We start from the raw sequence: 25,251 nt of genomic DNA, 5'->3' as shown, positions 1-25,251 counted from the left end.
GCCCAAGCCGCCGCCTCCCAAGCCCAAGGTGGTGAAGCCGCCGCCGGTGAAGGTGGCCGAGGCCCCCAAGCCGCCGCCGCTCGTGGTGGGCATGACGATGTCCTCCACCACCAGCGCGGGCTCGTTCGCCGCGCCCGTGGGCAACACGCTCTACGGAAGGACAGGCCCCACGGCGAAGGCGCCCCAGGAGGTGAAGGCGTACAGCGCGCCGAAGTACGCGCCCATCTACCAGGTGGACTCCGAGCCCACGGTGGCCTCCGAGGTGAAGATTCCCTATCCGGAGGAAGCGCGCCGCGCGGGCGTGGAGGGCACCGTCACGCTCTCCATCACCATCGACCACGAGGGCAAGGTGGTGGCGGTGAAGATTCTCAAGGGGCCCGGCTACGGCCTCAACGAGGCGGCGAGGGATGCCATCCGCCGCTTCCGCTTCAAGCCCGCCATCAAGGGCGGCGAGCCTGTCTCCACGGAGATGAAATACTCGTACACCTTCCTGCTCGATTGATGTCGCCACTCCCGCTGGGAGAGCGGCGGAGCCCAGGCGTGCCCGGCATGTCAGGGGTACCCATCCCCACGGGCATTGCCGGGATTCCACCTCGCCATCGCTCCGTCTCTCTTTCAGCGGGAGCGGCAACCCCCTCACCCGTATGCTTGGACACGCCATGTCCTCCACCCTGAAAGCTCGAGGCGCGCTCGTCGCGGCCTCGCTCCTGCTGGCGGCGCCCGTGCTCGCGCAGGCACCCCAGGCCGGCGCGCCTCCCACGGACGCGGCCACGCCACCTGAGGCGCAGGCCCAGCCCACCATCACCAAGCCTCCCGAACTGGTGCAGCAGGTGGAGGCGCAGTACCCGCCCGAGGCGCTCGCGCAGGGGCTCACCGCGTCGGTGCGGCTCATCATCACCATCGCGGATGACGGCTCCGTCGCCGAGGTGCTGCCCACCGAGCCGGTGGGCAACGGCTTCGACGAGGCGGCCATCGCGGCGGTGCGCCAGTTCCGCTTCTCGCCCGCCGAGGTCGACGGCGTGCCCGCGCCGGTGCAGGTGGAGTACGTCTATCACTTCACCCTCACCGCGCCGGAGCCGGAGGCGGGCGCCGAGGCCGTGGAGGCCGAGCAGCCCAAGGCCACGCTCACCGGCCAGCTCATCTCCCGCGGCAGCCGTTCGCGGGTGCCCAACGCCACCGTGCGCTGCGGCGACGACGCGGACGCGCCCGAGGTGATGTCCGACGAGGACGGCCGCTTTACGCTCGAGGTGCCCGCGGGCACCTGCGAGGTGCGCGTGGTGGCCACGGGCTTCCAGCTCTACCAGACGAAGGAGGAGCTGAAGGCGAACGAGACGACGGAGGTGAACTTCTACCTCGCGCCCTCGGGCGGCGGCCTGGAGACGGTGGTGCGCTCCGACCGGCCGAAGAAGGAGGTGGTGCGCCGCACCATCACCCGCGAGGAGGCGCAGAAGACGCCGGGCTCCTTCGGCGACCCCATCCGCGTCATCCAGTCGCTGCCGGGCGTGGCTCGCGCGCCCTTCATCTCCGGTGAGCTGCTGGTGCGTGGCTCGAACCCGGGCCAGACGTCGACGATGATGGACGGGGTCGAAATCCCCCTCCTGTTCCACCTGCTCGGCGGACCCTCGGTGGTCAACGCCGAGTTCATCGACCAGCTCGACTTCTTCCCGGGCGGTTACGGCAGCCAGTACGGCCGCGCGGTGGGCGGCATCGTCGAGGTGGGCACGCGCAAGGGCGCATCGGACACGCTGCACGGCTCGGTGAAGGTGGACCTGCTGGACGCGGGCTTCTTCCTGGAGAGCCCGATTACGGACGGCATCAGCGTGGCCGCCGCCGCGCGCCGTTCGTACATCGACGCGATTCTGCCCGCCGTCCTGCCGGAGACGGAAGGGGGCACGCTCTCCGTGGTGCCGCGTTATTGGGACTACCAGCTGCGCGTGGACTTCGGCGCGAAGCGCGGGACGCCCAACGATGACACGACCGTGACGGCGGGGGGCGCGCGCAGCTCCGGCTACATCATGGCCTTCGGCAGTGATGACCAGCTCCGCGTGGTGTCCACCGGTCCCGAGACGGAGCGGGACCTGGAGCTGGACACGCGCATGAACTTCCACCGGGTGAAGGGCGACTGGACCTACCGCAAGGGCGCGATGTGGTCCGTCTTCACGCCCTTCGTCGGCATGGACCGCAACAACATCGACTTCGGGCTCGCGCGGCAGGAGGGCAAGACGTACACGCTGGGCGCCCGCGAGGTACTGGGCATCGAGCTGTCCTCCGCGCTCACCCTCCGCACGGGTCTGGACATCGTCTTCGAGCACGAGCGCTACGACGTGTCCTTCCCCGCGCCGGGCGGCATCGAGTACGTGCCCTTCCCCGGGGCCGAGCCGGTGGGCCAGCAGCTGGAGGAGCAGATTGCCCTGAGCTCCTTTGACGGCGCGCTCTTCCTGGAAGCGGACCTGCTGGTGGGGCGCTTCACCTTCACGCCGGGCGTTCGCGGCAACCTCCAGACGGTGGGCAACACGCGGAACCTGGCGCTGGACCCGCGGCTCTGGGTCCGCTACGCGGCGACCTCACGTACCAACCTCAAGGGCTCGCTGGGCCTCTACAGCCAGCCGCCAGAGACGTTCCGCTTCATCACCGCGCCCTACGGCAACCCGGACCTCGCCTACCAGCGCGCGTTCCAGAGCAGCCTGGGCGTGGAGCACCGCATCACCGACGTGCTCAACGTGGACGTCACCGGCTTCTTCAACCGCCGCTTCAACAACATCGTGTCGCCCGGCCAGCTCGTCGCCAACGAGGGTGGCGGCGTCTTCACGCTGCCGTACTCCAACGACGGCATCGGCCGCGCGTATGGCGTGGAGGTGATGCTGAAGAAGGAGCGCGCCTCCGCGACGGACAAGTGGTCCGGCTGGCTCTCGTACACCTTCAGCCGCGCGGAGGACGGGCGCGTGGGGCCGCCGCCCAAGGGCGGAGGGGCCTTCGGTGGCGGCAGCGTGCCGGACGACTCCACCTATGGCCTCAGCCCCTGGGACCAGACGCACATCCTCACGATGGTGGCGGGCTATGTGCTGGGCGACGGCTGGGAGCTGGGTGGCCGCTTCCGCTACACCAGCGGCCGGCCCATGACGCCGCTGGCGAGCGGCCATGACGTCTACGACGCGGACCGCAACCGCTACAACGCGACGTTCGGTCCCTACTTCTCCGACCGCACGGGCGGCTTCCACCAACTGGACGTGCGCGTGGACAAGAGCTGGCGGTTCCAGAGCTGGACGCTCACGGCCTACCTGGACGTGCAGAACCTCTACAACGCGAAGAACGTCGAGTTCGTCTTCAACGACTACCGGTTCCGTCGGGAGTACGAGGTGCCGGGCATCCCCATCCTCCCCGTGGTGGGTGTGAAAGGAAGCTTCTGAGATGAAGACCCTGCTCGAGTATGGCGGCCTGTTGCTGCTGCTGGGGGCCACCGCGTGTGTCGATGTCGAGGACCAGCCTTCGCGCGTCCACGACTTCCGAGTGCTCGGTCTCGCCACGGAGCCGCCGGAGTTCATGGCGTCTGCTTGTGAGCTCAACCCGGCGACGCTGGATGAACTCTCCGAGCCCGTGACATACCGCGCGCTGCTGGTGGACCCGGCGGGCGAGGGCCGTCCCATCCAGTACACGTTGTGGGCGTGCGCGGACCCCGAGGACCGGACGTGCGCGAACGAGTCCAACCGCGTGCTGCTCGCGGAGGGCACCACCGCGCCCGGTGAGCTGACGCTCAGCATCCAACCGGGCGCGGCCACGCTGGCGGATGACACGCCGCTGCTGGCGCGGGTGCAGGCGCTGGACCCCTACCTGGGGCTGGGCGGCCTGCGCATGCCGCTGGTCCTCTTCACGCAGGCGGGGGAGGCGCGGGTGTACGCGCAGAAGCTGATGGTCTTCTGGTGCCCGGCGGTGGAGGGGATGCGGGCCAACGTGCAGCCGGTGATTCCGGGCCTGCGCGTGGACGACGTGGCCTGGGCTGCGGAGGCGCCGCTGGAGCTGCGGGGTGCCGGGCCCTTCGTGGTGACGTCCGAGGACGTGGTGGCCTTGCAGGAGACCTACGTGGTGCCCGGGCTGCGGCTGGAGGCGGTGACGCTGCGGGAGAGCTGGGTGATTTCGTGGCACGCGACGCTGGGCGAGTTCTCGCCGCAGGAGACGGGTGGCTCGTCCTTCGGCGGGCAGGAAGGACGGCACCGCACGGAGTGGGAGCCGCCAGAGGGCGCGCAGGCGCAAGAGGTGACGTTCTGGGCGGTGGTGCGGGACGGCCGGGGCGGCAGTTCCTGGTTGGTGCGCCGGGCGCTCTGGAGCCCGTGAGCCGGGCTCGCTCGCCGGCCTCCAGTCGAGATATGCCGAGGGGACTCGCTTGAGGCCGGGCCGGGCCTGACGCGTGGGGTGGAACGCGGATGATGAGACGCACCACTGCTGGGGAATGGGGCCGCCGGTGCGGTCTGCTGGCCGTCGCCTGCCTGGGCGTGTGGGCCACGGTGTCCGCCGCGGCCACGCCGCCCCCGGCGGAAGAGCCCCCGGTGACGCTGCGCCGCTTCGCGCTGCTCGTGGGCTCCAGCGAGGGCGGTGAGGGACGCGAGCGGCTGCGCTACGCGGGCTCGGATGCGCTGGCCATGTCCCGCGTGCTGGGGGAGCTGGGCGGCGTGGCGGTGGCGGACCGCGTGCTGCTGCTGGAGGCGGACCGGAAGGGCCTGCTGGGCGCGCTGGAGCGGATGCGGGTGCTGGTGGAGGCCGCGGCCGCCGACGGCGTTCGCAGCGAGCTGGTGCTCTACTACTCGGGCCACTCGGACGCGGAGGGGTTGCTGCCGCGCGGGGAGCGGCTGACCTACGCGGCGCTGAAGCAGGGGCTGGGCGCGGTGCCCGTGGACGTGCGCATCGCGATTCTGGACTCGTGCGGCTCCGGCGCGGTGACGCGCTTCAAGGGTGGGGTGCACCGGCCGGGCTTCCTCATGGACGCGGCGTCGCAGGTGCGGGGCCACGCATACCTCGCCTCCAGCTCCGCGGATGAAGTGGCGCAGGAGTCGGACGCCATTGGCGCGTCCTTCTTCACGCACTTCCTGGTGACGGGCCTGCGCGGCGCGGCGGACGCCAGCGGCGACGGCCGCGTCACCCTGCACGAGGCCTACCAGTTCGCCTTCCATGAAACGCTGGCGCGCACGGAGCGCTCGCAGGGCGGTCCGCAGCACGCGGCGTATGACATCCAACTGGCGGGCAGCGGCGACCTGGTGCTGACGGACCTGCGCACCTCGCGCGTGCGGCTCACGGTGGCGGAGGACGTGCAGGGCCGCCTCTTCGTGCGCGACTGGGGCAACCAGCTGGTCGCGGAGCTGCAGAAGCCCGCGGGCCGGCGTCTGGCGCTGGGGCTGGAGGCGGGGCGCTATCAGGTCGTGCTGGAGCGTCCCTCGCAGCGGTTCGAGGCGGAGTTGACGGTGTCGCCGAAGGGGGGCTCGGAGCTTCGCGCCGAGCACTTCGTTCCCATGACGCTCACGCGCACGGCGGCGCGAGGCGGGACGGACATGCGGGCCGAGGCCCTGTCCACCGGCGAGCCGGTCGTCCTCGGCGACATGCCCTCCGTGCCCTTCAACCTGTCGCTGGTGCCGCCGCTGGCCACCACCTCGCTGTGGGGAGGCGGCGGGCGCAACCACCTGGCGCTGGGCGTGCTGGGCGTGCGCTCGATGCAGCTTCAGGGGTTGGGCGTGTCCGCTGGCGTGGGGTGGGTGGACGGGACGGTGGAGGGGTTCCAGGTGTCGGGCGTGGCGAACGTGGCGGGCGGGGAGATTTTCGGTCTCCAGACGGCGTTCGGCGGCAACCTCGCATTCGGTGGCGGGACGGGCGGGCAGGTGTCCGCCGTCTTCAACATGGCCGAGCGGGACTTCACGGGCTTCCAGGTGAGCACCACGGCGAACCGCGCGGCGGCGCGCCTCCGTGGCGTGCAGGCGGCCGTGGGCATCAACCTGGCGGAGCGGCTCGCGGGCGCGCAGGTGGGCCTCATCAACATCTCCGGGGACGTCGCGGGCGCGCAGGTGGGCCTCATCAACGTGGCGGCCGAGGTGCGCGGTGTGCAGCTGGGGTTCATCAACATCGCGGATGACGTGTCGGTGCCCATCGGCTTCTTGAGCATCGTGCGCAAGGGACGCTTCGTGCTGGAGCTCTCCGCCGACGACGTCATGCCCCTGTCGGTGGGCATCAAGTATGGGAGCCGGACAGTCTATGTGCTGGCCACCACGGGCGTGGGGATTGGCGAGGACTCGCTGCGGACCTTCCTCAACATGGGCCTGGGCGTGCACGTCCCGCTGGATGCGGCGGACCGCTACTCGCTGGACGTGGACCTGTCGTACGGCAGCTGGCAGCCGAACTTCTATGGCTCGGGGCCCAAGAACACGCTGTTCCGGATGCGCGCCACGCTGGGGTGGGAGCTCAAGCGGCGCTTCGCGCTCTTCGGCGGTGTATCCCTCAACGCGTACGACCCGTCATCCCAGGACGAGGACCGCGACGTGAGCTGGCTGCCGCAGTGGAAGCTGGGCCGCGGCCCCGGCGGCGTCCGGATGTGGCCCGGACTGCTCCTGGGCGTGCGCATCTGAGGCGCATCCTCCAGGTTCAGCAGTAGCTCAGCGCAGCCACGCCAACACCGCTTGCGGCGCGTCCACGTGGACGAAGTGCCCGGCCTCCGGCAACGTCTCCACCGGGCAGCCCGCGGCCACCAGGCGCTCCACGTCCGCGTCACTCACATACTTCGAGCGGCCACCCCGAAGGCACCGCATCGGCGGGCCGTCCTTGCGCTCCACCGCTGTCCACAGGTCCGTGTCATTCACGCGCGAGTGCAGGCCCGCCAGTGCCTGCCGGTCGAAGCGCCAGCGCACGCCGCTCTCCTCCGTCACCAGGTTCATCAGCAGCCAGTCCGCCAGCGGCTCCGACAAGCCGCGGCCCGTGAGCTCCGCGCGCATCGCCCGGCGGTTCTCCGCCTGGGCCGGAGCCTGGAGCAGGATGCCCAGCACCTTGCCGCTCTCCGACAAGTCTCCTGGGACAGGCCCCGGTGCGATGTCCAGCAGCGACACGCTCCGGACGGCCTCCGGCACGTTCAGGCTCGCCGCGAGCGTCACCCGTCCCCCAAGTGAATGCCCCACCCAGTCGAACGGACCCTGGAACCCCTGCGCACGCGCCGTGTCCACCACGTCCCGGGCCATGCTGTAGAGGTCCGAGTTCGCCGGCAGCGCAGGGGACGTCCCGTGCCCGGTGAGGTCCGGCAGGAGGATGCGCCGGCTCGGGTCCGCCGCGCTCCACGCCGTCGCCAGTGAGCGCAGATTGCGCCCCGTGCCCAGGAAGCCGTGCAGCATCACCGTGGGCACATCGCCCTCACCCACCAGGAAACTCTCGAGGACCATGCGATTCGTGCCTTTCTCGCCGCCCCGTTCGCCTTGACGCGGGGCGGGCCGTGCCGCTTCATACCTTGAACGCCCTGCCTGACGAGGTCTTCCGCGTGCCCACCGTTTCCTTGCTGCTCTTCGTGCTCGCCTCTGCTCCCGCGAACACGGCCCCCGCCGACCCGAAGGCAGCCATCACCGCCGTGCTGGATGATTGGCACCAGGCCGCCGCCGCCGCGGACGAGGCGCGCTACTTCGGCCACTTCACCGACGACGCGGTGTACCTGGGCACCGACGCCACCGAGCGTTGGACCCGTGACGAATTCCGCGCCTGGGCGAAGCCGTACTTCTCCAAGGGCAAGGCCTGGAACTTCAAGGCGACGTCACGCCACATCTTCCTCTCGAAGGATGGCGCGGTGGCCTGGTTCGACGAGGCGTTGGATACGCCCAACCTGGGCCCCAGCCGCGGCAGTGGCGTGCTGGTGAAGGACGCCGGCACCTGGAAGATTGCCCAGTACAACCTCTCCATCCCCATCCCCAACGACGTGCTGCCGGAGGTGAAGCGGCGCATCGAGCGGCACCTGGCCCGGGGCCAGAAGACGCCCGGGAAGTCCTCCACCTGGAAGGCGCCGCCGGCGAAGGTGCCCTCGCCGCAGACGCCGCCCATCAAGGAGAGGGCGCCCGCTCAGGCGAACTAGCCTCCTCACAACCCGAAGGGATACGTGTCGGGCGCGTCCTCCTCCCCGTGCCCGGCATCCGAGTCCAACGGGCGCAATGCCCGCGTCTCGTCGTAGTGCAGCACCGCGTCGAACTGCGCGGGCAGGTTCGCGTGGAAGTAGTGGCTCCACCGCTCGGTGCGCGGCGCGTACACCACGCCGATGGCGCGCTCCAGGCGGCGCTCGTGCAGGCCGCCCGCCGCTTCGCCCAGCTCGGCCATGCGCAGCAGGAACGCGGGCATGCCCACGTCGTGGAACAGGCGCTCGTAGCTGCCGGACATGGCGGGCTGGATGCGGCGTCGCAGGCCGGGCTCGTCCCATTCGTGCGCGGCGATGACCACGCCCGTGTACGTGGTGAAGCCCACGTTGTAGGTGGCCGCGCCGTGCCGCTCGCGCAGGAGCTGGCCCACGTTGAGCTCTCCCTGGTCGCCCAGTTGCGTGGCGCGGGCATCACCCAGGTGGGAGTTGTGCGCCCAGATGACCAGCCGGGCCGGTGGACCGCTGCGTGACAGGTGCGCCGCGAGCGCGTCCACCGTGTCCGCCATGTGCGTGTCACGCAGGTTCCAGCCTTCGTGCCGGCCTGCATACACGGCGCGGTAGTACGCCTCCGCGTTGGCGACGAGCCGGGCGTTCTGCTCGGCATGGAAGCGGGCGTCCGCGTCCTCGGGCCCTCGAGTCCTCCGCCGCTGCAACTCCACGAACTGGGCCCAGACCTGCTCCTCGCACGAGTCCGCCTGCCCCGACGTGGTGGACTGGCCATAGACGTGGGGCTCGGGGCCGAAGTGGTCGAAGCAGGCGTAGCGCTCGCGGGCCCGCTGCGCGGCATCCGGGTCCACCGTGTCCAACCAGGCCACCACCTCCCGCATGGAGTCGTGAAGGCTGTACAGGTCCATGCCGTAGAAGCCGGCCCGCTGCTCCGGTGGCACCGTGGCGTTGTGGGCGCGCATCCAGGTGACCAGCTCCTCCATCTCCCGGTTGCGCCACATCCACCGAGGGAATCGCTGGAAGTTGCCCAGGGCGCCAGCGGCCGTCGCGTCCTGCCCGTTACCCCGCACGAACGCGTCGACACGGAGGGCGGCCGGCCAGTCGGCCTCCACCACCAGCGCGCGGAAGCCCTGCTCGGCGATGAGGCGGCGGGTGAGGGTGGCGCGTGCCTGGTAGAACTCGTGTGTCCCGTGTGTGGCCTCGCCCAGCAGGACGAACCGCGCATCACCGATGCTCTCGATGAGCGGGTCCAGGTCCGAAGCGCGGCCCGACACGGGGAGCGCGGCGGCTCGGATGCCCTCCAGCAGGGCGGCCGACACCTCCGGGGCGTCCTCCTCCATTGAACCCATGCCTCACAAGGTGGGGCGGACCTGGCGGAGTGTCCATCGTGCCTTTCCCTCAGCCCGGGCGGCGGACGGGGAGGCACCCCCTCCGTTGCATTCACGTGGCCGCGTGCCAGCACCCCATCGGGTCCCCAGCGCTAGGCGGGCATCGCAGTCCAGGGCGGGACCTCACGAAGGCGATGGCTCGGGCACGGGTGTCCCTGGACGGCGCGTCGTCCGCCCAGTCCGTGGCGGCGAAGGCGGGCCGCGACGACTCCGACAAGAAGAGAGACGGGCGTCACCCCGGGGCCGTTTGGCGTCTTGGTGCGCCACCCCATCGAAGTCAGCGTGAGCCGCTGGACCTGGGCATCCCGCCCGGGCGCTGAGCGCAGCCGCCGCTCCGTGAGCGATCAGACCTCGCGAGCGAACCGCGCTGCGTCTCCAATCCCTTCCGCGTGAATTCCTCGTGGCTTCGTCGGGGATGCGTTGCGCGAGTGAATCGCTCCGTGCACAAGGCGCGCGGCGCCCCGTTCCGGGCCGCCGTTCTCCGGAGGGGAAATGTCCCGCACGTGGAGCATGGTATCGGCCGTGTGGCTCGCGGCCTGTAGCGCGCAGGTTTCCGACGTGGATGAAGCGCAGGACGGGTCGCCACCACACGAAACGGTGAGCCGTCAGGAGTCATGGGAAGGTGAGCTGGAGGTCGTGGTGGTGGACCCGCCCGCGCCCGCCGCGTCGTGGGAAGAGTACTTCGTGAAGCAGGGGAACCAGCACCGCCAGGTGCGCTTCGAACACGGCGCGCCGCCGGGCCTGCGCAGCGGGCTCCAGGTGAAGGTGCGTGGGCGCGAGCAGGGCGGCCAACTCATCGCCCAGGGCGTGGACGTGGACACCCATGCCGCGTCCTCGCTGAGCACGGCGAGCGCGTGTGGCGTCAGCGGCGTGCAGCGCAGCCTGGTCATCATGACGGAGTTCCCCGGCATGGCCCGGCCCGGCCTCACCCCGCAGGCGGTCCACGACGTGTTCTTCTCCACGACGCGCCGCTCGCTGGCGGATTACTGGAGCGAGGTGTCCGAGGGCCGCACCACCACCACTGGCGACGTGGTGAGCGGGTACACGCTGGACCGCGCCTATTCGTGCAGTGAAGGCGCGGCCATGCGTGAGGCCGCGGTGCGGGCGGCGGACGCGGACGTGGACTTCACGCAGTACGACCGCATCTTCATTGTCCACCCACGCCCCCTGGCGGGCTGTTCCTACGCCGGTCAGGCCACGGTGTCCTGTGGGCAGGTGCAGACGGCGGACGGTACCGTGACGGCCTCCACGTCGTGGCTCGTGGCGGAGTCCATGATGGTCCACGACAGTGCCGTGGAGTTGGTGACGCACGAGGCGGGGCACAACCTCACGTTGGGCCACGCGAGCTCGCGCGACTTCGGCGCGGAGGCCCTGGGCCTGCCGGGGGCGACGGGAGTCATCGACGAGTACGGGGATGTCTTCTCGACGATGGGACGGTGGAACCTGGGCCACTACGCGGCGCCGCAGAAGGCACGCATCGGCTGGCTGGATGCGTCCGCCGTGGCCGAAGTGGACGGTGTGGACGGCACCTTCACCCTCGCGCCCGTGGTCGCGTCGGGCGGGCTGAAGGCGCTCAAGGTGCGGCGGCGGCCTGGGAGCAATGACTGGCTGTGGTTGGAGTTCCGCCAGCCCGTGGGGGGCTATGAGGCGACGCTGGCGCCGCAGGTGTTCGGCGGCGCGCTCGTGCACTACGCGGATGCGACGACGCTGAGTGGCTCGCACCTGCTCGACTTCACGCCGCAGACGGCGTCGTGGACCGACCCGGCCTTGCTTCCGGGCACGACGTGGGACGACCCCTACAGCACCCTCTCCGTGACCGTGAACGCGGCGACGTCCGCGGGACTCGTCGTGAGCATCGCGCACCGTCAATCCGCGTGCGTCCGCGCACCCCACGAGGTGCAGGTGACGTCCTTCGCCCCCACGTCCTGGCCCGGAGGCCGGCCGGAGTTCGAGGTCATTCTCGTCAACCACGACTCGCCTACGTGTTCGCCGTCCACCTTCCAGGTCTCCGCCCTCCTTCCGCAGGGGTGGGGCTCCGACCGTCTGCCCGCACAAGTCACTGTCGCCGCGTCCGCTTCGTTGTCATTGGGCCTCCAGGCGTATGCGCCCTACAGCGCGGCGCCCGGCACGTACGCCGTGGGCCTGGCCGCCACGCGAGACGGCCACACGGTGCAAGGCACGGCGGACATCGACATCGTCGAGCGTTGTGTCACCGCGTCGCCTACCGTCACGCTGTCACCGCAGGCAGTGACGGCGGCGCCGGGAACGGATGTCACCTGGACGGTGAACGTCACCAACAACGACTCCGCGTCGTGTGATTGGGTCTGGTACGACTTCTATTCCAACCTGCCGTCGGCCTGGGACACCGCCTTTTCCGACTGGGGCGTGAACCTGCCGCCGGGTGGCGCCTTCGCTTTCACGATGACGAAGTCCATTCCACCGGAGGCGCGCGGCAGCCACACGGTGGACCTGGACATCTACAAGGACGAGTACGGCCTCGTGTGGCACGGCACCGCCACCGTGAACGTGGCCGAGCCGCTGACGCGCTCGAGGTGATGTCGCGAGTCCGCTCGCGGCGATTCATCACCGCCGCGAGCGGACGTGTGACTTCAGGATGTCCGGGCGCCAGTGCGCTGCCGCCACGCGCCGAGGATGCGCTCGGCCACTGCGTCCACGCCCACATCCTGGGTGAAGTGAAGACGAAGGGGCCTGCGCCGCGCATCAGTCGGGGCCGGAGCACGACGCCAGGGACGTGGACCACCCACTGCCGCGCGGCCAGGACGATTGTCGTGAAAATATAGGTCAATCGACCTAATAAAGGCTCCAGGCGGCGTGGATGGCCCTCGCCGGGCGGGTGGAGCGCGCAATGGTGGCTGAGGACAGTGTCGTTCTGGTGGGGGGCTACGGCGTGGTGGGGACGTGGCTCGCGCAGTTGCTGCGGGAGCGGCATCCGGACCTTCCGCTGGTCATCGCTGGCCGCCGCCGCGAACCCGCGGAGGCGTTGGCCCGGCGGCTGGGGAACGCGGAAGCCGCGGTGCTGGATGTGACGGCGCCCGACCCGCTGGCGTGCCTGTCCGGACGGCCCAGGGCCGTGGTGTCGCTGGTCAATGACCCGGACGACGCGGTGCTGCGCTCGGCGGTCCGGGAAGGCGTGGCGGTGCTCGACATCACCCGCTGGACGTCGCGTGTGAAGTCGGCGGTGCTGCGGCTGTCGGGGACGCCCCCACGGGCTCCCGTCCTGCTCAGCTCCGCGTGGATGGCGGGACTGGTGCCCAGGCTCGTCGCGGGCGCGTCGGAGCGGGTGGGGGGCGTCGAGCGCGTCGACGTGGGCATCCGCTTCGCCCTGGCGGACCAGGCCGGTCCCGACTCGGTGGAGTACATGGACCGGCTGGGGATGGCCTTCGACATCACGGAGGGAGGGAAGGAGCGGCAGGTGTTGCCGCTGACGGACGGCCGCCGGGTGATGTTCCCGGATGGGCGGCCCACGCGTGTCTTCCGGCTCGACACGCCCGAGCAGGCCACGCTGCCGCTGGTGCTGGGCGCGCGCACGGTGTCGACGCGGCTGGGGTTCGATTCGGGCACCGTCACCTGGATGCTCGCGGCGCTCCAGCAGGTGGGGCTGCTCCGGCTGCTCCAGCATCCCCGCCTGACGTCCGTGCGGCGCGCGCTGATGGCCAGCAGCGGCACGGGCGGTGAGGCGGCGTGGGTCGCGGACGTGGAAGGCCCTCGCGGAGCGCTGCGCATCGAGGTGGTGGACCCGAAGGGACAGGCCCACCTCACGGCCGTGGGCGCGGTGCTGGGGACGGAGCGATTGCTGGGATGGGATGGCGCGCCGCCTCCCGCCGCGGGTGTGTGGTTCCCGGAGCACGATGCGCGTCCGGAGCAGGCCCTGGCCGCCCTGCGCGGGTGCGGCGTCCAGGTCCGGTTCGACGAACAACCGCGCCGGGAGGCGGCCTGATGCCACGCGCCACGCGGGGGAAGCTGCCGTCGTCGAAGCCTCGCGAGGGGACCGCCGTCCACGCCAAGGGGACCGAGCGCGTGGCGTCCATCCTCGATGCGGCCACCGACACACTGGTGGAGGAGGGCCATTCGGGGCTCACGCTGCGCCGGGTGGCTCAGCGGGCGGGGCTCAGCGTGGGCAACCTCCAGTATTACTTCCCCGCGAAGCAGGACGTGGTGCGGGCGCTGCTCGCGCGCTACCTGGAAGCCGCCAGCCAACGGGTGCATGCGCGGGTGGAGGAAGGCGGCCGTGCGCCGGTGGAGCGGCTTCGTCGCGCGGTGGAGGCCCTGCTGGAGGACCAGGGGTCCCCGCGTCATTGCCAGCTCTTCGCGGAGCTGTGGGCGCTCGCCGCACGGGATGAGATGGTCGCGGACGCGCTCGCCGTCTTCTACGCGGGCTTCCGGGCGGGCGTCGTGGCGTTGCTGCGTGAACTGGCGCCCGGGCTCAGCCCGTCACGCCTGGAGCGTCGCGCGGCGCTGGTGGTCGCATTCCTGGAGGGGCTGTCACTCTTCAGAGGCGGCGGTGCGCTCCGGAGGGCCTCGGTGCCAGGGTTGGAGCAGGAGTTGCGGGCCGTGTTGGAGGAAGCCCTGGCGGGCGTCCCCGCCGCCGGGAAGCTATGAGTCGGCCGGGCCGCCCTCGTCATCCACGACGAGCACCGACTTGAGCTTGTCCATGGCCAGCGGCGGTACGTCCGTGAAGGCCAGGCCGACTTCAAACCGCGCCACCGCGTCCTTGGCCAGCTTGCGCGTCCAGGCCACACGCGCTTTGCACTCCAACGAAGTGCCGTCGCGGAGGAACAGGTCCAGCTCCAACTCGGAGTCCTGGGTGTACTGCTCGTCGGAGTAGATGCGGATGCCCCCCAGGCTGGCGTCCAGCACCTGCTGCTTGTCCACGCGCCTGAGTCGCGCGGGCCGGGCATAGAGCGGCGCCTCGAGCCGAGGAAAGCGACGACGATCCGTGGGGGATTCATTCACGCTGGCGCTGTTCATGTTCCAGCCTTCTCCGGGGGGGAAGTCCGGCCGGGCTCCCGGGCGACGGTGACGAAGCATAGGGGATATGGCGGGTTGGTACGAAATCTCAGGACCCAACCAGCCCGCAGTGCACACACCCGAAAGGTGTCTCGTTCGACCCGCGCCCCGGGCTTCATGAAGCCGCGGGAAAGGCGCTCCTTGGCTGGCTGGGGTGTAACAGGGCTCGTCACAGGAGCCGGGTTTCTGTGACGCCGCGCGCTACGTCACGTGCTCGCGAGCGGGGTGGCCGGTGAGCCCTCACCGAGCGGCGGCGCCGTCCGCCTCGCGCTGGCGCGCTGGGTGCAAACGCGGACTCCGGGTCTTCACCGGAGACCCGGCAGTCGTCATCCCCCAACGAGAGGTTTTTCATCCATGAGCATCAAGCTGACGGGCCGCCTGATGGCGGCAGCACTCCTGAGTCTGACGGCCGCGGGTTGCCAGGGCGAGGAGTCGCAGCCTGCCGAGGCTGACGCGCTTTCGGCCCAGGAAGCGCCTGTGGAGCAGCAGTGCGTTGAGACCTTCGCCGGCATCAAGAACTGCGCCACGGGCAACGCGAAGCTCGAGCGCACGGAGAAGGGCCTCAACGTCACCGGCCTGGAGAAGGCCGCCAACGACGGCGTCTCCAGCAACTTCGCCGCCGCGACGCAGTGGGAGCAGAAGGCCGTCTTCCAGGACCTCGCCAAGGCCGGACAGGGCTTCGCCCTGGCGGCGCGTGATGGCAACCAGGTGGTCAGCACCATCCAGGTCGGCATCGGCAGTGAGCCGGGCCAGGTGACGTTCCATCCGCAGTTCACCGGCACGCCGGGCGGTTCGACCTACAGCGTGTACGTGTACAACGGCGGTCAGTTCCAGGGCCGGCACATCAACCGCGGTCTCTGGTTCCCGATGGACGCGTCCTGGTACGACATCCACATCCGCTTCACGCCCATCCACATCGGCTTCCGCAACCACATGACCTTCGGGTTCAATGACTCCATCCCCTCGGGCGCCTGCGTGTGGGCTTTCCGCAGCGCGACGCCGGGAGCCTTCACGTTCAACTTCGACGGCCGCGAGGTCAGCGGCGACTACGTCGAGTTCGTCGAGGAGCTGGGCGATGGCCACTACCCGTACACCAGCTTCTCGGCCATTGACCTGACGGCCGCCGCGAGCGCGCTGACCATCCACAGCGAGTCCGTCATCCGCGGCAAGTAGTCCGCAGTCCGAAGCACCCACGCCGGGCGGGAGCCTCTCCCGTCCGGCGTGTCGTTTCCGCCGCGTCATGCCGCCAGCACGTCCTCGAAGGCGAGGAGGCGGCGGAAGTCCGACGCCCGCCAGAAGGTGTTCCCCTGGGCGTGGAAGCGGCGCAGCTCCTCCCGTTCCGGCCAGGAGCGGTAGGGATGGCGCGCCCGGCTCACGTCGATGGGGCGCGCGTCCGGCGTCTCTCCGCGCTCCAACACCTCCATGTGCCGCTCGAGCAGGGCAATGCCCGCGGCGGTCGCCTTCGCCGTCAGCGCCAGGTGGGAATCGGCGGCCGAGCGGGTGAACGCGCTCTGGGCCAGTACGTCGCCCGCGTCGATGCGGGCGGTGGTGCGGTGGAGGGTCGTACCAATCTCAGACACGCCGTTCAGCATGGCCTGGAAGACGGAGTCCACGCCGCGGAACTCCGGCAGCAGCGATGGATGGATGTTCAAACAGCCATGGCGCGGCAGACTGAGCAGCGGCTCCCGGATGATTTGATCGCACATGCTGGTGAGGAACAACTCCACCCGGTGCCGCTCGAGCTCGCTCACCGTGGCCGCTCCGGAGAAGTCATCACTGATGACCAGCGGAATGCCATACGCCTGGGAGAGCGCCTGGAAGCTCATCAACCCCGAAGCGGGAATGCTGAAGGGCAGCGAGCCACTCAGCCCGGCGAGCACGTTGTAGCCGGTGAAGCGCGGGCCAAACTGCTTCAGGAAGACAGGCAGCACCTGGGCCGGGGTGTAGCGCTTCTTCTGGAAGCGCAGGCCCCCCGCGGACAGGAGGATGCACGCGGGTGTCCGCCCTGCTCGCCGCACCAGGGTGTTGGCGAAGTACAGGGACATGACGGAGGGAATGCAGCCGTAGGCGAAGCGGAGCATGGTCAGGCGGCCTGGTCAGTGGGGGGCTGCGAGTCGTCGTCGAAGGTGGAGACGCGGAACTTCCGCCGCTCCTGCGGCTGCTTCTCGCTCAGCAGCGCGGGCAGCAGGGGATTGAGCAGGGGCCGCAGCCACGCGGACTGGATGCGGGCAGCCATCGTCATGCCCTCCAGCTCCGCGCCCACCGTCTGCTTCACGAAGTAGCTGGTGAGGCCCAGGTCCACCACGCGGCATCCCGTGCGGGCCGCGTGTTCGATTTCCTTCCACATCATCAGGTAGTAGGCCGGCGTGCCTTCCGTCCGGGCGTAGTCCATGCCGATGCAGAAGGGGTTGTTGATGCCGCCCCCGGTGCCCGTGAGGATGAAGGCAATCAGGTGCCCGGCCGAGTCGCGCAGCGTGAGGAAGCTGCTGGTTGTGGGCATCCGCTCCGCGATGGTCTCGAAGAAGGCCCGAGGGAACGGGTTGCGCTTGAACTCCGACGCGCCCTCGTGGACCTGGAGGTAGAGCGGGTAGCACTCGTCGATGAGGGGGCGGAAGTCCCGCACCCGCTCCACCTGGAAGCCCAGCGCCTCCGCGTCCTTCAACTTCTTGCGCAGGTTCTGCCGCGACTTCTTCTTCAGCCGCTGGAAGTGGGCCTCGCTGCTCAGCCCGTCCAGCGTCACCATGGCCATGGGGTGGTTGGCCACCTGCTTGAAGCCCCGCTGGAGGAACCACGACTCCAGGCGCACGTCCTCGGGCAGGGCCTCCATGAAGTCGCGCACCAGCAGCAGCGCGGCGTTGCCACACACCTCGTCGCAAGCGGCGAGCAGTGCCCGCGCGAAGTCATGCTCGGAAACGCGTTGCGCGTCGTACCACCAGTGCCGCTCCGCCGTTTCGAAGGTGCCCACCATGCCCAGGCCCAGCGACAGGAAGCCGGGCAGTACCTTGCGCACGCCCCTGGTCAGCGTGCCCACCTGCTCCGGCAGCAGCAGGCTCAAGTCCAGGCGCTCCTCGGTGATGACCGCCAGTCCGACGACGTCCGCGCCTTGCGACACGATGAGGTAGCCGAACTTCCGCTCCGGGAACGAGTCCTCCAGGCAGGAGAGGAACGCGGCGCTCTTGAAGGGGTGTCCCCGCGCCACCTTGTCGTCCCACAGCGCCTGGGGCACGTCCCGGATGCGAGGGACGACTTTCGTGGTGATGCCCGCCTTCGCCGTCATTCGTCGCCCTCCGCGTCCAGCCGCTCGAAGTGGATGCCATGGCGGGCCAGGCCGTCGTCGTTCTCCTTCATGTCCCGGAACACGCGCTGCGAGCGGGGCAGGGGCGTGGGCGGGAAGAGCTCCGCGCCGAAGCGCTTCAGCAACTGGTCCAGCACCGGGTGGGTGTGGTGCACGGCCAGGTACAGCCGGTCCACCACCGCGCCGATGCTGGCCTTCACCGCGTAGCTCGTCTGGCCCAACTGCACCACCGACTTGCCCTGGGACTCCAGCACCTCCACGATTTTGTAGATGCTGTTGAAGTACAGCGCGCCCTCGTCGCGGAGGCTGTAGTCCAGGCCCAGGTAGATGGGGTGGACCCACTCCGCGTCCTTGAGGAACAGCTCGAAGGACACCAACTGCTCGCCCTTGAAGCACAGCAGCGCGAAGACGCGGTCGCCCAGGCGCTGGGGCAGTTGGGCGAAGAAGTCCACGCTGAGCGTCTCGAAGCGAATCTTCGAGCGGTTGAGGACCTGCAGGTACAGCGGGTGCATCTGCGCGGCGTAGCGTGAGAAGTCGGAGACGGTCTCCCAGCGCATGCCCGCCTCCTGGACGCGGGCCATGCGGTTGTTCATCAGGGAGCGGTACTTCTTGCGCAGCCGGTCCTTGAAGGTGCTCTTCCCGGGCTCGCCCAGGTACAGGTAGGTGGTGGCCGCGCTCTCCACGAAGTGGAAGCGCGGGGACAGCACGTCCTTCACCTCTGGCAGCTTCTGGGAGGTGAACTCCTTCATGAAGACCAGGCCCAGCTTCAGGTGCCGGGCGCGGGCAATCACCTCGCGGGAGATGGCGCGCAGCACGTCGTCACGCCGCGCCTTCGGCAGGTCCGTGCGGATGCCCAGCAAGTCCTTGCAGATGGCGATGGGCGTGCCGATGACGAACGCATTCAGGAAGAGGAAGTCCGGGAGCGCGCGGCGGACCTGGGACACCACCTTGTTGACATTCTCCGGGGCGATGACCGTCAGCGACATCCGGAAGCGGAAGCAGGGGACGATGGCCACCACCGCGCCCTCGTTCCGGAGGACCAGGTAGTGGAACCGGACATCCTCGATGCTGGCGGCCTCGGTGGCCTGGTGCAGCTCGAAGGACTGCATCACGTCGGTGGGTGGGAAGCAGGTGTGCCAGTCCTCCCGGCCGATGTCGTTGATGGAGCCGACCCAACGCACGTCGAGCGGGCGCGGGAAGGTGTGGAAGGCGGGAGCGCTTCCGGTGACGGGTGCGGACGCGGTCATGTCTTTCGGGTGGGTTGGGGACGTCGAAACAGGGAGCGGGGCTTTCAGGCGGCCAGGGCGCTGGAGTCTCGCGCGGAGGTGTCAGCGCCTTCGTGGAACGCGGCGCGGAAGCGCAGCAGCCACGCGGCGCTGAGGACGGGGTGGAGCAGGATGGGGAGCGCGCTGACCAGCGGCACGCCCTCCATCAGCGCCAGGGCGGGACCCAGCAGTGCGATACCCACCAGCCGCGCGAACTCCTGCCGCCACGCGAAGGCGCGCGAGTCCATCAGCGCGCCCAGGCTCCAGGTACCGAAGAGGACCAGCCCCAGCGTCACGGCGCGGGCCACGGGGCTGAGCGTGTCCAGGTACCACGCCAGCAGCAGGATGCTGGCCGCCAGGCTGAAGAACTGTGTCACGCAGTAGGCGGTGACGGGCAGGGGCAGGCGCGGGTCGTACTTCTTGAAGGTGGCGGACGGGCCGCCATCCGGGGGGCCGCTGAAGCGCTCCTGGCGCAGCGACGGCGGGTTCCAGTCCGGCCCCTTGATGAAGCACAGCGCCTTGTCGGCCAGCCGCGCGCAGGCGGCGGACTTCTGGAACAGCTCCACGAAGTAGTGGAAGTGCGCGGTGAGAGGGTTCCACGAGCGCAGGCTGCTGCGCAGGCCGTAGACGGGAGGCTGGTCCTTCAGCTCCGGCTGGTAGGTGCGGAACAGCAAATCCCAGACGACGAGGATGTTGCCGTAGTTCTTGTCGATGTACGGCGTGTTGCGGCTGTGGTGGACGCGGTGCTGGGAGGGCGTGACGAGCACGTACTCCAGCCAGCCCAGCGGCGGCACGTAGGTGTTGTGGATGGCGTACTGGAAGAGGAGCTGGATGCCGGTGATGCCCAGGAACACCTCCGGCGCGATGCCCAGCAGCGCCATGGGGACGAAGAAGGGCCACGTGGTCAGCTCACCCAGCGCGCTCTGCCGCACCGCGAGGCCGAAGTTCATGTCCTCGCCGGAGTGGTGGGCGACGTGGACGCCCCACATCCACGCCATGGTGTGGTGCATCCGGTGCGCCCAGTAATAGAAGAAGTCGTAGGCGAAGAAGGCCACCACCCACGTCCACGCGGAGTCCTTCGCCAGGCTGAAGAGGGCGTGGTGCTTGTAGACGTAGCCGTAGAAGACGAAGGTGGCGCCCGCGATGACCACGCTGCCCAGGACGGTGAGCAGGCTCATCGTCACATTGGTGAGCAGGTCATTGAGCCGGTAGGCCGGCTTGCGCCGCAAGAGCCCCACCACCAGCTCGATGAGGATGGGAGCGAGGAACACGGGCAGGCCGTAGAGGAGCTGTTCCTTGAGGTCCATGGCGGGTCTTCCAGTGGCGTGGGTGGCGTAGGGCGCCGGCTCAGGTGCCGGTCTGCTGGAGCGGCGGCGTGTCCTGGAGGTTGAGTTTGCGGCTGCATCGGTCCAGCGCGTCCAGGAAGCGGTCCAGGTCCGCCTGGGTGAGGTTGGCGCTGACGTTGATGCGCAGGCGCGTGCGGTTCTTGCTCACGGCGGGGTAGCCCACCGGGTTGACGTAGATGCCCTCCAGGTGGAGCAGACGCGTCAGCTCGAACGTCTTCTCGTAGGCGGGCATCAGGATGGGGATGATGGGGGACTCGCTGTTCATGCAGTCCAGGCCCATGGAGCGGATGCCGGCGCGCAGGTAGTTCTCGTTGTGGTGCAGGCGCTCCTGGAGCTCGGGCTGCTCCTGGAGGATGCGGATGCCCTCCAGCAGCCCCGCGGCGATGGGCGGCGGCAGCGAGGCGGAGAAGATGTAGCCGTTGGAGCCGAAGCGCAGCAGGTCGATGGTGGCCTTGGAACCGGCGGCGAACCCGCCGATGCCCGGCAGGCCCTTGCTGAGGCTGCCGGTGAGCACGTCCACCTGCGACTGGAGTCCGAAGTAGGCCGGGGTGCCACGGCCGTTGGGCCCCATGGCGGCGGTGGCGTGTGCGTCATCCACGAGGATGAAGGCGTTGTAGCTCTCCGCCAGCGCCACGATGCCCGGCAGGTCCGCCACGTCGCCGTCCATGCTGAAGACGCCGTCGGTGATGATGAACTTGCGCTGCTCGTACGGCAGCTTCTTCAGCGTGGACTCGATGCTGCGCAGGCTCTTGTGCCGGTAGGTGCGGATGTCCGCGCCGGACAGCTTCAGCCCGTCGATGATGGACTGGTGGTTGAGCATGTCCGACAGCACCACGTCGCCCTCGCCACACAGCGCGGACAGCACGGACAGGTTCGCCGCGTAGCCGCTGCTGTAGGTGACGCAGTCCTCGAAGCCCAGGAACTCCGCCAGCGCGCGCTCCAGCTCCAGGTGCAACTCACACGTCCCGTTGAGCAGACGCACGCCGCTGACCGTCGTCCCGTAGCGGCGCAGCGCCGCCTCCGCCGCGGCCACCACGCGTGGGTGCCCGTTCAGCCCGGAGTAGTTGTAGGAGCCGAAGTGGAGGACGTCCCGAGGCCCCTCCGCGCTCAGCCTCACATCCCGGCGCGTCGGACTGAAGCTGACGCGCGCCTCCCGGCCTGGCATCCCGTGAAACACCCGCCCAATGACGTCACAGTGATGGTTGTCCACGTAGTAATGGACCGCCTTCTGGACTTCCTGGAGCCGGGCGGAGCCCACGGCGAGATTGCGGTTCTTCTCGGGAAAGGCATTGCGGGTTGGGTCCATGACGGTGGCTTCCTGGTGCGCGTCTGGCGGGCACTTCCGTCCGCCGGACAGACGCGTCCCACCCTCCGCGCCACTCGAGCCGCGGATACGAGCGTACGAATCCTGACCGGCGGCCCGGAAGGAGGGGGCCGCTGTTCGTGGAGAGGTCTCCAGCGCAGTTGTGACGATGTGTGGGTTCTGGGCAGCCACGCCGCTGAGCATTCCTGAGGATGCTCGATACGGTCCCCCATTCGTGGCGAATCACAAATATCGAGCAATGGACAGCGTGTCAATGGATAGCCAGATTTTTACGTAAATAGCGGATTCGCTACCTGAGCCATCCTTCAGCTTCCTTCGGCGCGCTCAACCCATGGCGTGTGCTGGGAGCGTCTGGCGCGAAGAAAGGAGGAGCGGGCGCGTCGGGCACGCCCGCTCCCTGGGCTTCCACGTGTCTGTCGGGTCGCGGGATGGGTCTACGGGTCTTCGACCGGGACGGTGCACGTCCACTGGCCGTTGTGCATGCACTGGCAGTTGCCGATGGGCATGTCTTCGATGCAGCACTTCCGCGTGGAGCCGCTGGGGGAGCATGCGAGGCCGAGGACGTTCACGCACGCCTCTCGCGACAGGCTGCAGTCGAGCGGCGGCGGGGGCGTGGTGGGGCAGTACTGGTAGTTGCCGTCACACTGGACGTAGTGGTCGTTGGACGCGGAGCAGGTCGTGCCCCAACACGAGAGCGACGGGCCCGTCGCGCACTCCGTCGAGCAGGAGACGAGGGCGCTCGACTCCTGCCCCAACTCCTCCCGCGGCTCCACGGCTTCAACGCCACCACAGGCCACCAGGGTCGATACGGCGAGCGCCGCCAGGACAGCAAGGGTCTGCTTCATGGGGTGTTTCTCCTTGGGTGAGAGCTACTGGTTGCAACAGATGGAGTGAGCGCCGCCCAGGTCCGCGCGGAGGTTGAGAGGAATTGAAACATTTTGCGTTACAGCCGCGCCATGGCATGGCGAATGATTCGCGGATGCCGTGTAGCTTTGCCGCATCATTGCGTCGCGACGGTTGAGGGGTGGGGCGCAGTGGCCCCAGTCGGTGTAGAGAAGTCGCATGCATCCCCCGCTGGAGAATGGTGCCCGCCGAGGGGCGCAGGTCCGCTGCCCGGCCTGCACGCGCTTCCACGAGCCGGGCCTCCTGTGCCCTCGGTGCGACTGCGGCCCGGTTCCTCCGGAGCGGTATGGCGCCGCGCGGATGCTCGTGCACGCGGGGGTGGACCGGTATGCGCTGGCGGACCGGGTGTTGCTCCTCCCCACCTCCATGGCGGAGCGGTTGGAGTCGCGCTACGCGAGGATGTGGGCCCATGTGCGGCGCCTGCTCGTCGACGTGCGGCGCTACGAGCAGGCGTTGTTGCTCCGGGGCTTCGAGGAGGAGGTCGAGGACCGGTGGGCCCAGCGGCTTCCCTGGCACGTGCCCGAGGAGGAGCCCGCCGCCGAGCCGGAGGAGGGGCTGCACACCGCCGTTCCCGCGCTGGAGCCGCGGTGGCTCGCCGCGTTGGTGGACGTCCACGAAGGGACGCCTTCGCACGCGGCGCTCGACACGGTGCTGACGTGTCTGGAGGATGACGGCCGCTTCGGCTGCGAGGCGGCGCTGGCGCTCACCCGGTGGCGGGTGTGGCCACGCGCGCGCGGGTCCCAGGTGGCCACCGAGCGCATCGCGCGGCTCGCTCGCGCCGCCTTCGCCCGGTTTCCGGAGCAGGGGGCGCGCGCCGCCCTGGCGTGGATGCGGGCCACAGGGCAGGCGACGGACGTGGACCTGCTGCTCGCGTTGCGTGAGGGCCTGCACCATCCGGACGCGGACGTGCGCTTCGAATGCGCGCTCTGCTTGCAGGACGAGGACGGCCTCCTCGCGGCCGTGGAGTCCACGGACCTGGCGCGGGCCGCGGAGGCGCGTCGAGCGTTGGCGTCGCGGGGCTCCGTGAGGTTGCTGGAGCGGATGGCGTCGCGGGGAGACGCGGACTTCGCGCTCGATGTGTTGCGGCGGTTGCCCACGCAGGCGCCTCCGGGGGCGCTGAGTGCGTTGCTCGCCGTGTCGGACCGGGTGGAGGGTGGACTGGCGGAGGCGCTGCATGGCTGGGCCCGTGGCCGGCCTTTCGCGGAGTTGCCGCCGGAGGAACGGGCGTTGTGGGTGGACTGGGCGCTCGCGCGGCTGGCGCGGCTCCCCGCGGCGGATGCGCTTCGTTTCCTCGAGTGGGCCGCCGCCGCGCGGGACGCGGACCGCATGGTGGAGACGCGCGCCTTCGTCTCCGCGGTGTCTGAGTCCCTGGCGCGAGAGCCACCATCGCTTCGCGCCAGCCGCTTCCAGGACGCGGCCTTCTCCCAGTTCCTCACGCTCGCTGACGAGGCGGATGCACTCCGGTTGCACACGTGGAGTCGCGAGGCGCCGTGCACGGAGCCGTTGCTGGAGGCGGTGCTGTCACTGCCCTCACGGCTGCGGTGGGGCGATGCGCTCGCTCCCGGCCAGGGCGCGCGTTTGCTGATGGCGCTCTGGACGGGGGAGGGCCGCGAACGCCTGCTGGCGCCGCTGGCGAAGGTGGTGCGCGGGTGGAATGGCGACCGTCAGCAGGCCGTGTTCTTCGACGCCGTGTGGCGGCGTTTCCAGCAGCACCCGGACGAGCGCACAGACTTGTTGGCCGCCTTCACGCCGTGGAGGGCGGCACTCTGGGAACGGCAACAGGCGGCGGAGCCCGACGCGGTGGTGTGCTTCCAGACGTGGTGGCCGGTGGAGGACCCGGAGCAACTGCCGGAGCGTGTGGATGCGCTGGTCCGTCAGTCACCCCTGGAGGACCTGTCGCGCCGCCTCGAACCGGTGTGGAAGGCGGCGGAGCTCCGGGTGGATGCGTGGCCGCGTGCCACCTCGCTCGCGGTGTCATGCGCGGCGGCGGTGTTGTCGGGGACCGTGAGGCAGGGCGTCGACGCGCTCGACCCGGACGCGGAGCGCTTCCTGGCCTGGTTCCCCGGCTTCCGGGAGCGTGTCGTCGCCGCGTCACCTGCGTCGAGCGAGCGGAGCCACTCCCGCGATTTCCTGGAGGACATCGAGGTCGATGTCCGGTTGATTCGGGAGCACCTCGAGCGGAAGCGGCAGCGGGAGGACCAGGCGCGCGAGGCGGAGCTCCGGCGCATGGTGGAGGCGTCCCGCCAGCGGGACCTGGCGCGCCAGCGGGAGTTGATGGCATGTCAGGTGGATGCGCCACGGCTCACGCATGACGTGGAGGTCGCGCCGCTGCGCACGCCGCTGGTGCTGTTGAATCCGCGTGGGCCAGTGCAGCCGCTCGACCTGGAGGTGTGCTTCCCGGAGGCCCGGCTGCGCACGCTGCTGGACTACACGCGGCTGTTGAAGGTCTTGAGCGTGAACAACGACGTGATGGCGGTGTTCGAGGCGCACGGACTGTCGGTGGCCACCTGGACGTCGGAGGCCACCGCGTGGGGGACGCTGCTGATGCGGCGCCGGGAGCTGACCCTGCGCTTCGGGGAGTTGTTCCAGGGGCCTTGGGGCTGACGGAGCGGCGGCGCT

Annotated in this window: 19 protein-coding genes; 10 read left to right on the top strand and 9 right to left on the bottom strand. The window is 69.7% G+C overall.

Annotated elements, in window-relative coordinates; genetic code table 11:
- The 4 genes from FMP39_RS28865 to FMP39_RS28850 all read left to right on the top strand — a co-directional run.
- Positions 1-502: energy transducer TonB (locus FMP39_RS28865; RefSeq protein ID WP_141593342.1), on the top strand; the 502-nt coding region annotated here is incomplete at its 5' end.
- Positions 503-644: 142 nt separating this feature from the next.
- Entirely contained in the window at positions 645-3,407 is a 2,763-nt protein-coding gene (locus FMP39_RS28860; protein ID WP_141593341.1) for a TonB family protein, read from the top strand.
- Between the two features lies 1 nt (position 3,408).
- On the top strand, positions 3,409-4,329 hold the full coding sequence (locus FMP39_RS28855) for a hypothetical protein (RefSeq protein ID WP_141593340.1): 921 nt from the start codon (positions 3,409-3,411) through the stop codon (positions 4,327-4,329).
- An 89-nt stretch (positions 4,330-4,418) separates the two neighbouring features.
- Complete coding sequence (locus FMP39_RS28850; protein WP_141593339.1) at positions 4,419-6,602, top strand: caspase family protein; 2,184 nt, start codon at positions 4,419-4,421, stop codon at positions 6,600-6,602.
- Between the two features lie 27 nt (positions 6,603-6,629).
- Here the strand turns inward: FMP39_RS28850 and FMP39_RS28845 are convergent, their stop codons facing one another.
- Positions 6,630-7,403: an alpha/beta fold hydrolase gene (locus FMP39_RS28845; protein WP_141593338.1), complete on the bottom strand. Its 774-nt coding sequence runs from the start codon at positions 7,401-7,403 to the stop codon at positions 6,630-6,632.
- Between the two features lie 50 nt (positions 7,404-7,453).
- Between FMP39_RS28845 and FMP39_RS28840 the strand changes: the two genes are divergently transcribed.
- The gene (locus FMP39_RS28840) at positions 7,454-8,080 is read left to right on the top strand and encodes a nuclear transport factor 2 family protein (protein ID WP_141593337.1); all 627 of its coding nucleotides are present in this window, start codon (positions 7,454-7,456) and stop codon (positions 8,078-8,080) included.
- A gap of 5 nt (positions 8,081-8,085) precedes the next feature.
- On the opposite strand, the gene FMP39_RS28835 is transcribed toward FMP39_RS28840, so the two are convergent.
- Entirely contained in the window at positions 8,086-9,432 is a 1,347-nt protein-coding gene (locus FMP39_RS28835; protein ID WP_141593336.1) for an erythromycin esterase family protein, read from the bottom strand.
- Positions 9,433-9,963: 531 nt separating this feature from the next.
- Between FMP39_RS28835 and FMP39_RS28830 the strand changes: the two genes are divergently transcribed.
- The 3 genes from FMP39_RS28830 (at position 9,964) to FMP39_RS28820 (ending at position 14,091) form a co-directional block, all read left to right on the top strand.
- A complete protein-coding gene (locus FMP39_RS28830) occupies positions 9,964-12,027 on the top strand; it encodes a M6 family metalloprotease domain-containing protein (protein ID WP_141593335.1) in 2,064 nt (687 codons plus the stop codon).
- Positions 12,028-12,337: 310 nt separating this feature from the next.
- On the top strand, positions 12,338-13,429 hold the full coding sequence (locus FMP39_RS28825) for a saccharopine dehydrogenase NADP-binding domain-containing protein (RefSeq protein WP_141593334.1): 1,092 nt from the start codon (positions 12,338-12,340) through the stop codon (positions 13,427-13,429).
- Positions 13,429-14,091 carry a TetR/AcrR family transcriptional regulator gene (locus FMP39_RS28820; protein ID WP_141593333.1) on the top strand — a complete coding sequence of 221 codons (663 nt, stop codon included), beginning with the start codon at positions 13,429-13,431 and terminating at the stop codon, positions 14,089-14,091. Before FMP39_RS28825 ends, FMP39_RS28820 begins: the two co-directional genes overlap by 1 nt.
- Here FMP39_RS28820 and FMP39_RS28815 read toward each other — a convergent pair.
- Positions 14,086-14,460 carry a PilZ domain-containing protein gene (locus tag FMP39_RS28815; protein WP_228558414.1) on the bottom strand — a complete coding sequence of 125 codons (375 nt, stop codon included), beginning with the start codon at positions 14,458-14,460 and terminating at the stop codon, positions 14,086-14,088. The genes FMP39_RS28820 and FMP39_RS28815 overlap by 6 nt on opposite strands.
- 393 nt (positions 14,461-14,853) lie before the next feature.
- Between FMP39_RS28815 and FMP39_RS28810 the strand changes: the two genes are divergently transcribed.
- Positions 14,854-15,672: a hypothetical protein gene (locus FMP39_RS28810; protein ID WP_141593332.1), complete on the top strand. Its 819-nt coding sequence runs from the start codon at positions 14,854-14,856 to the stop codon at positions 15,670-15,672.
- Between the two features lie 65 nt (positions 15,673-15,737).
- On the opposite strand, the gene FMP39_RS28805 is transcribed toward FMP39_RS28810, so the two are convergent.
- The 6 genes from FMP39_RS28805 to FMP39_RS28780 all read right to left on the bottom strand — a co-directional run bounded on the left by FMP39_RS28805 (position 15,738) and on the right by FMP39_RS28780 (position 22,574).
- Positions 15,738-16,580, bottom strand: a complete 843-nt coding sequence (locus FMP39_RS28805) for a formyltransferase family protein (protein ID WP_141593331.1) — start codon at positions 16,578-16,580, stop codon at positions 15,738-15,740.
- A 2-nt stretch (positions 16,581-16,582) separates the two neighbouring features.
- Positions 16,583-17,776 carry a GNAT family N-acetyltransferase gene (locus FMP39_RS28800; protein ID WP_141593330.1) on the bottom strand — a complete coding sequence of 398 codons (1,194 nt, stop codon included), beginning with the start codon at positions 17,774-17,776 and terminating at the stop codon, positions 16,583-16,585.
- Positions 17,773-19,041 (bottom strand): GNAT family N-acetyltransferase, encoded by a 1,269-nt coding sequence (locus tag FMP39_RS28795; RefSeq protein WP_141593329.1) that lies wholly within the window; start codon positions 19,039-19,041, stop codon positions 17,773-17,775. Before FMP39_RS28795 ends, FMP39_RS28800 begins: the two co-directional genes overlap by 4 nt.
- Before the next feature lie 44 nt (positions 19,042-19,085).
- Complete coding sequence (locus FMP39_RS28790) at positions 19,086-20,366, bottom strand: sterol desaturase family protein (protein ID WP_141593328.1); 1,281 nt, start codon at positions 20,364-20,366, stop codon at positions 19,086-19,088.
- A 40-nt stretch (positions 20,367-20,406) separates the two neighbouring features.
- Positions 20,407-21,711, bottom strand: a complete 1,305-nt coding sequence (locus FMP39_RS28785) for an aminotransferase class I/II-fold pyridoxal phosphate-dependent enzyme (protein ID WP_141593327.1) — start codon at positions 21,709-21,711, stop codon at positions 20,407-20,409.
- 452 nt (positions 21,712-22,163) lie between these two features.
- Complete coding sequence (locus FMP39_RS28780; protein WP_141593326.1) at positions 22,164-22,574, bottom strand: hypothetical protein; 411 nt, start codon at positions 22,572-22,574, stop codon at positions 22,164-22,166.
- Between the two features lie 217 nt (positions 22,575-22,791).
- Between FMP39_RS28780 and FMP39_RS28775 the strand changes: the two genes are divergently transcribed.
- Positions 22,792-25,236, top strand: coding sequence for a hypothetical protein (locus FMP39_RS28775; protein ID WP_141593325.1), 2,445 nt, complete (start codon positions 22,792-22,794; stop codon positions 25,234-25,236).
- Positions 25,237-25,251 lie beyond the last annotated feature (15 nt).

This window comes from Myxococcus sp. AB056, from assembly GCF_006547365.1.
GTDB classification, from domain to species: Bacteria; Myxococcota; Myxococcia; order Myxococcales; family Myxococcaceae; genus Myxococcus; species Myxococcus virescens.
The sequence above is the reverse complement of the archived record's forward strand: the minus strand, read 5'-3'. Positions and strand labels throughout refer to the sequence as shown.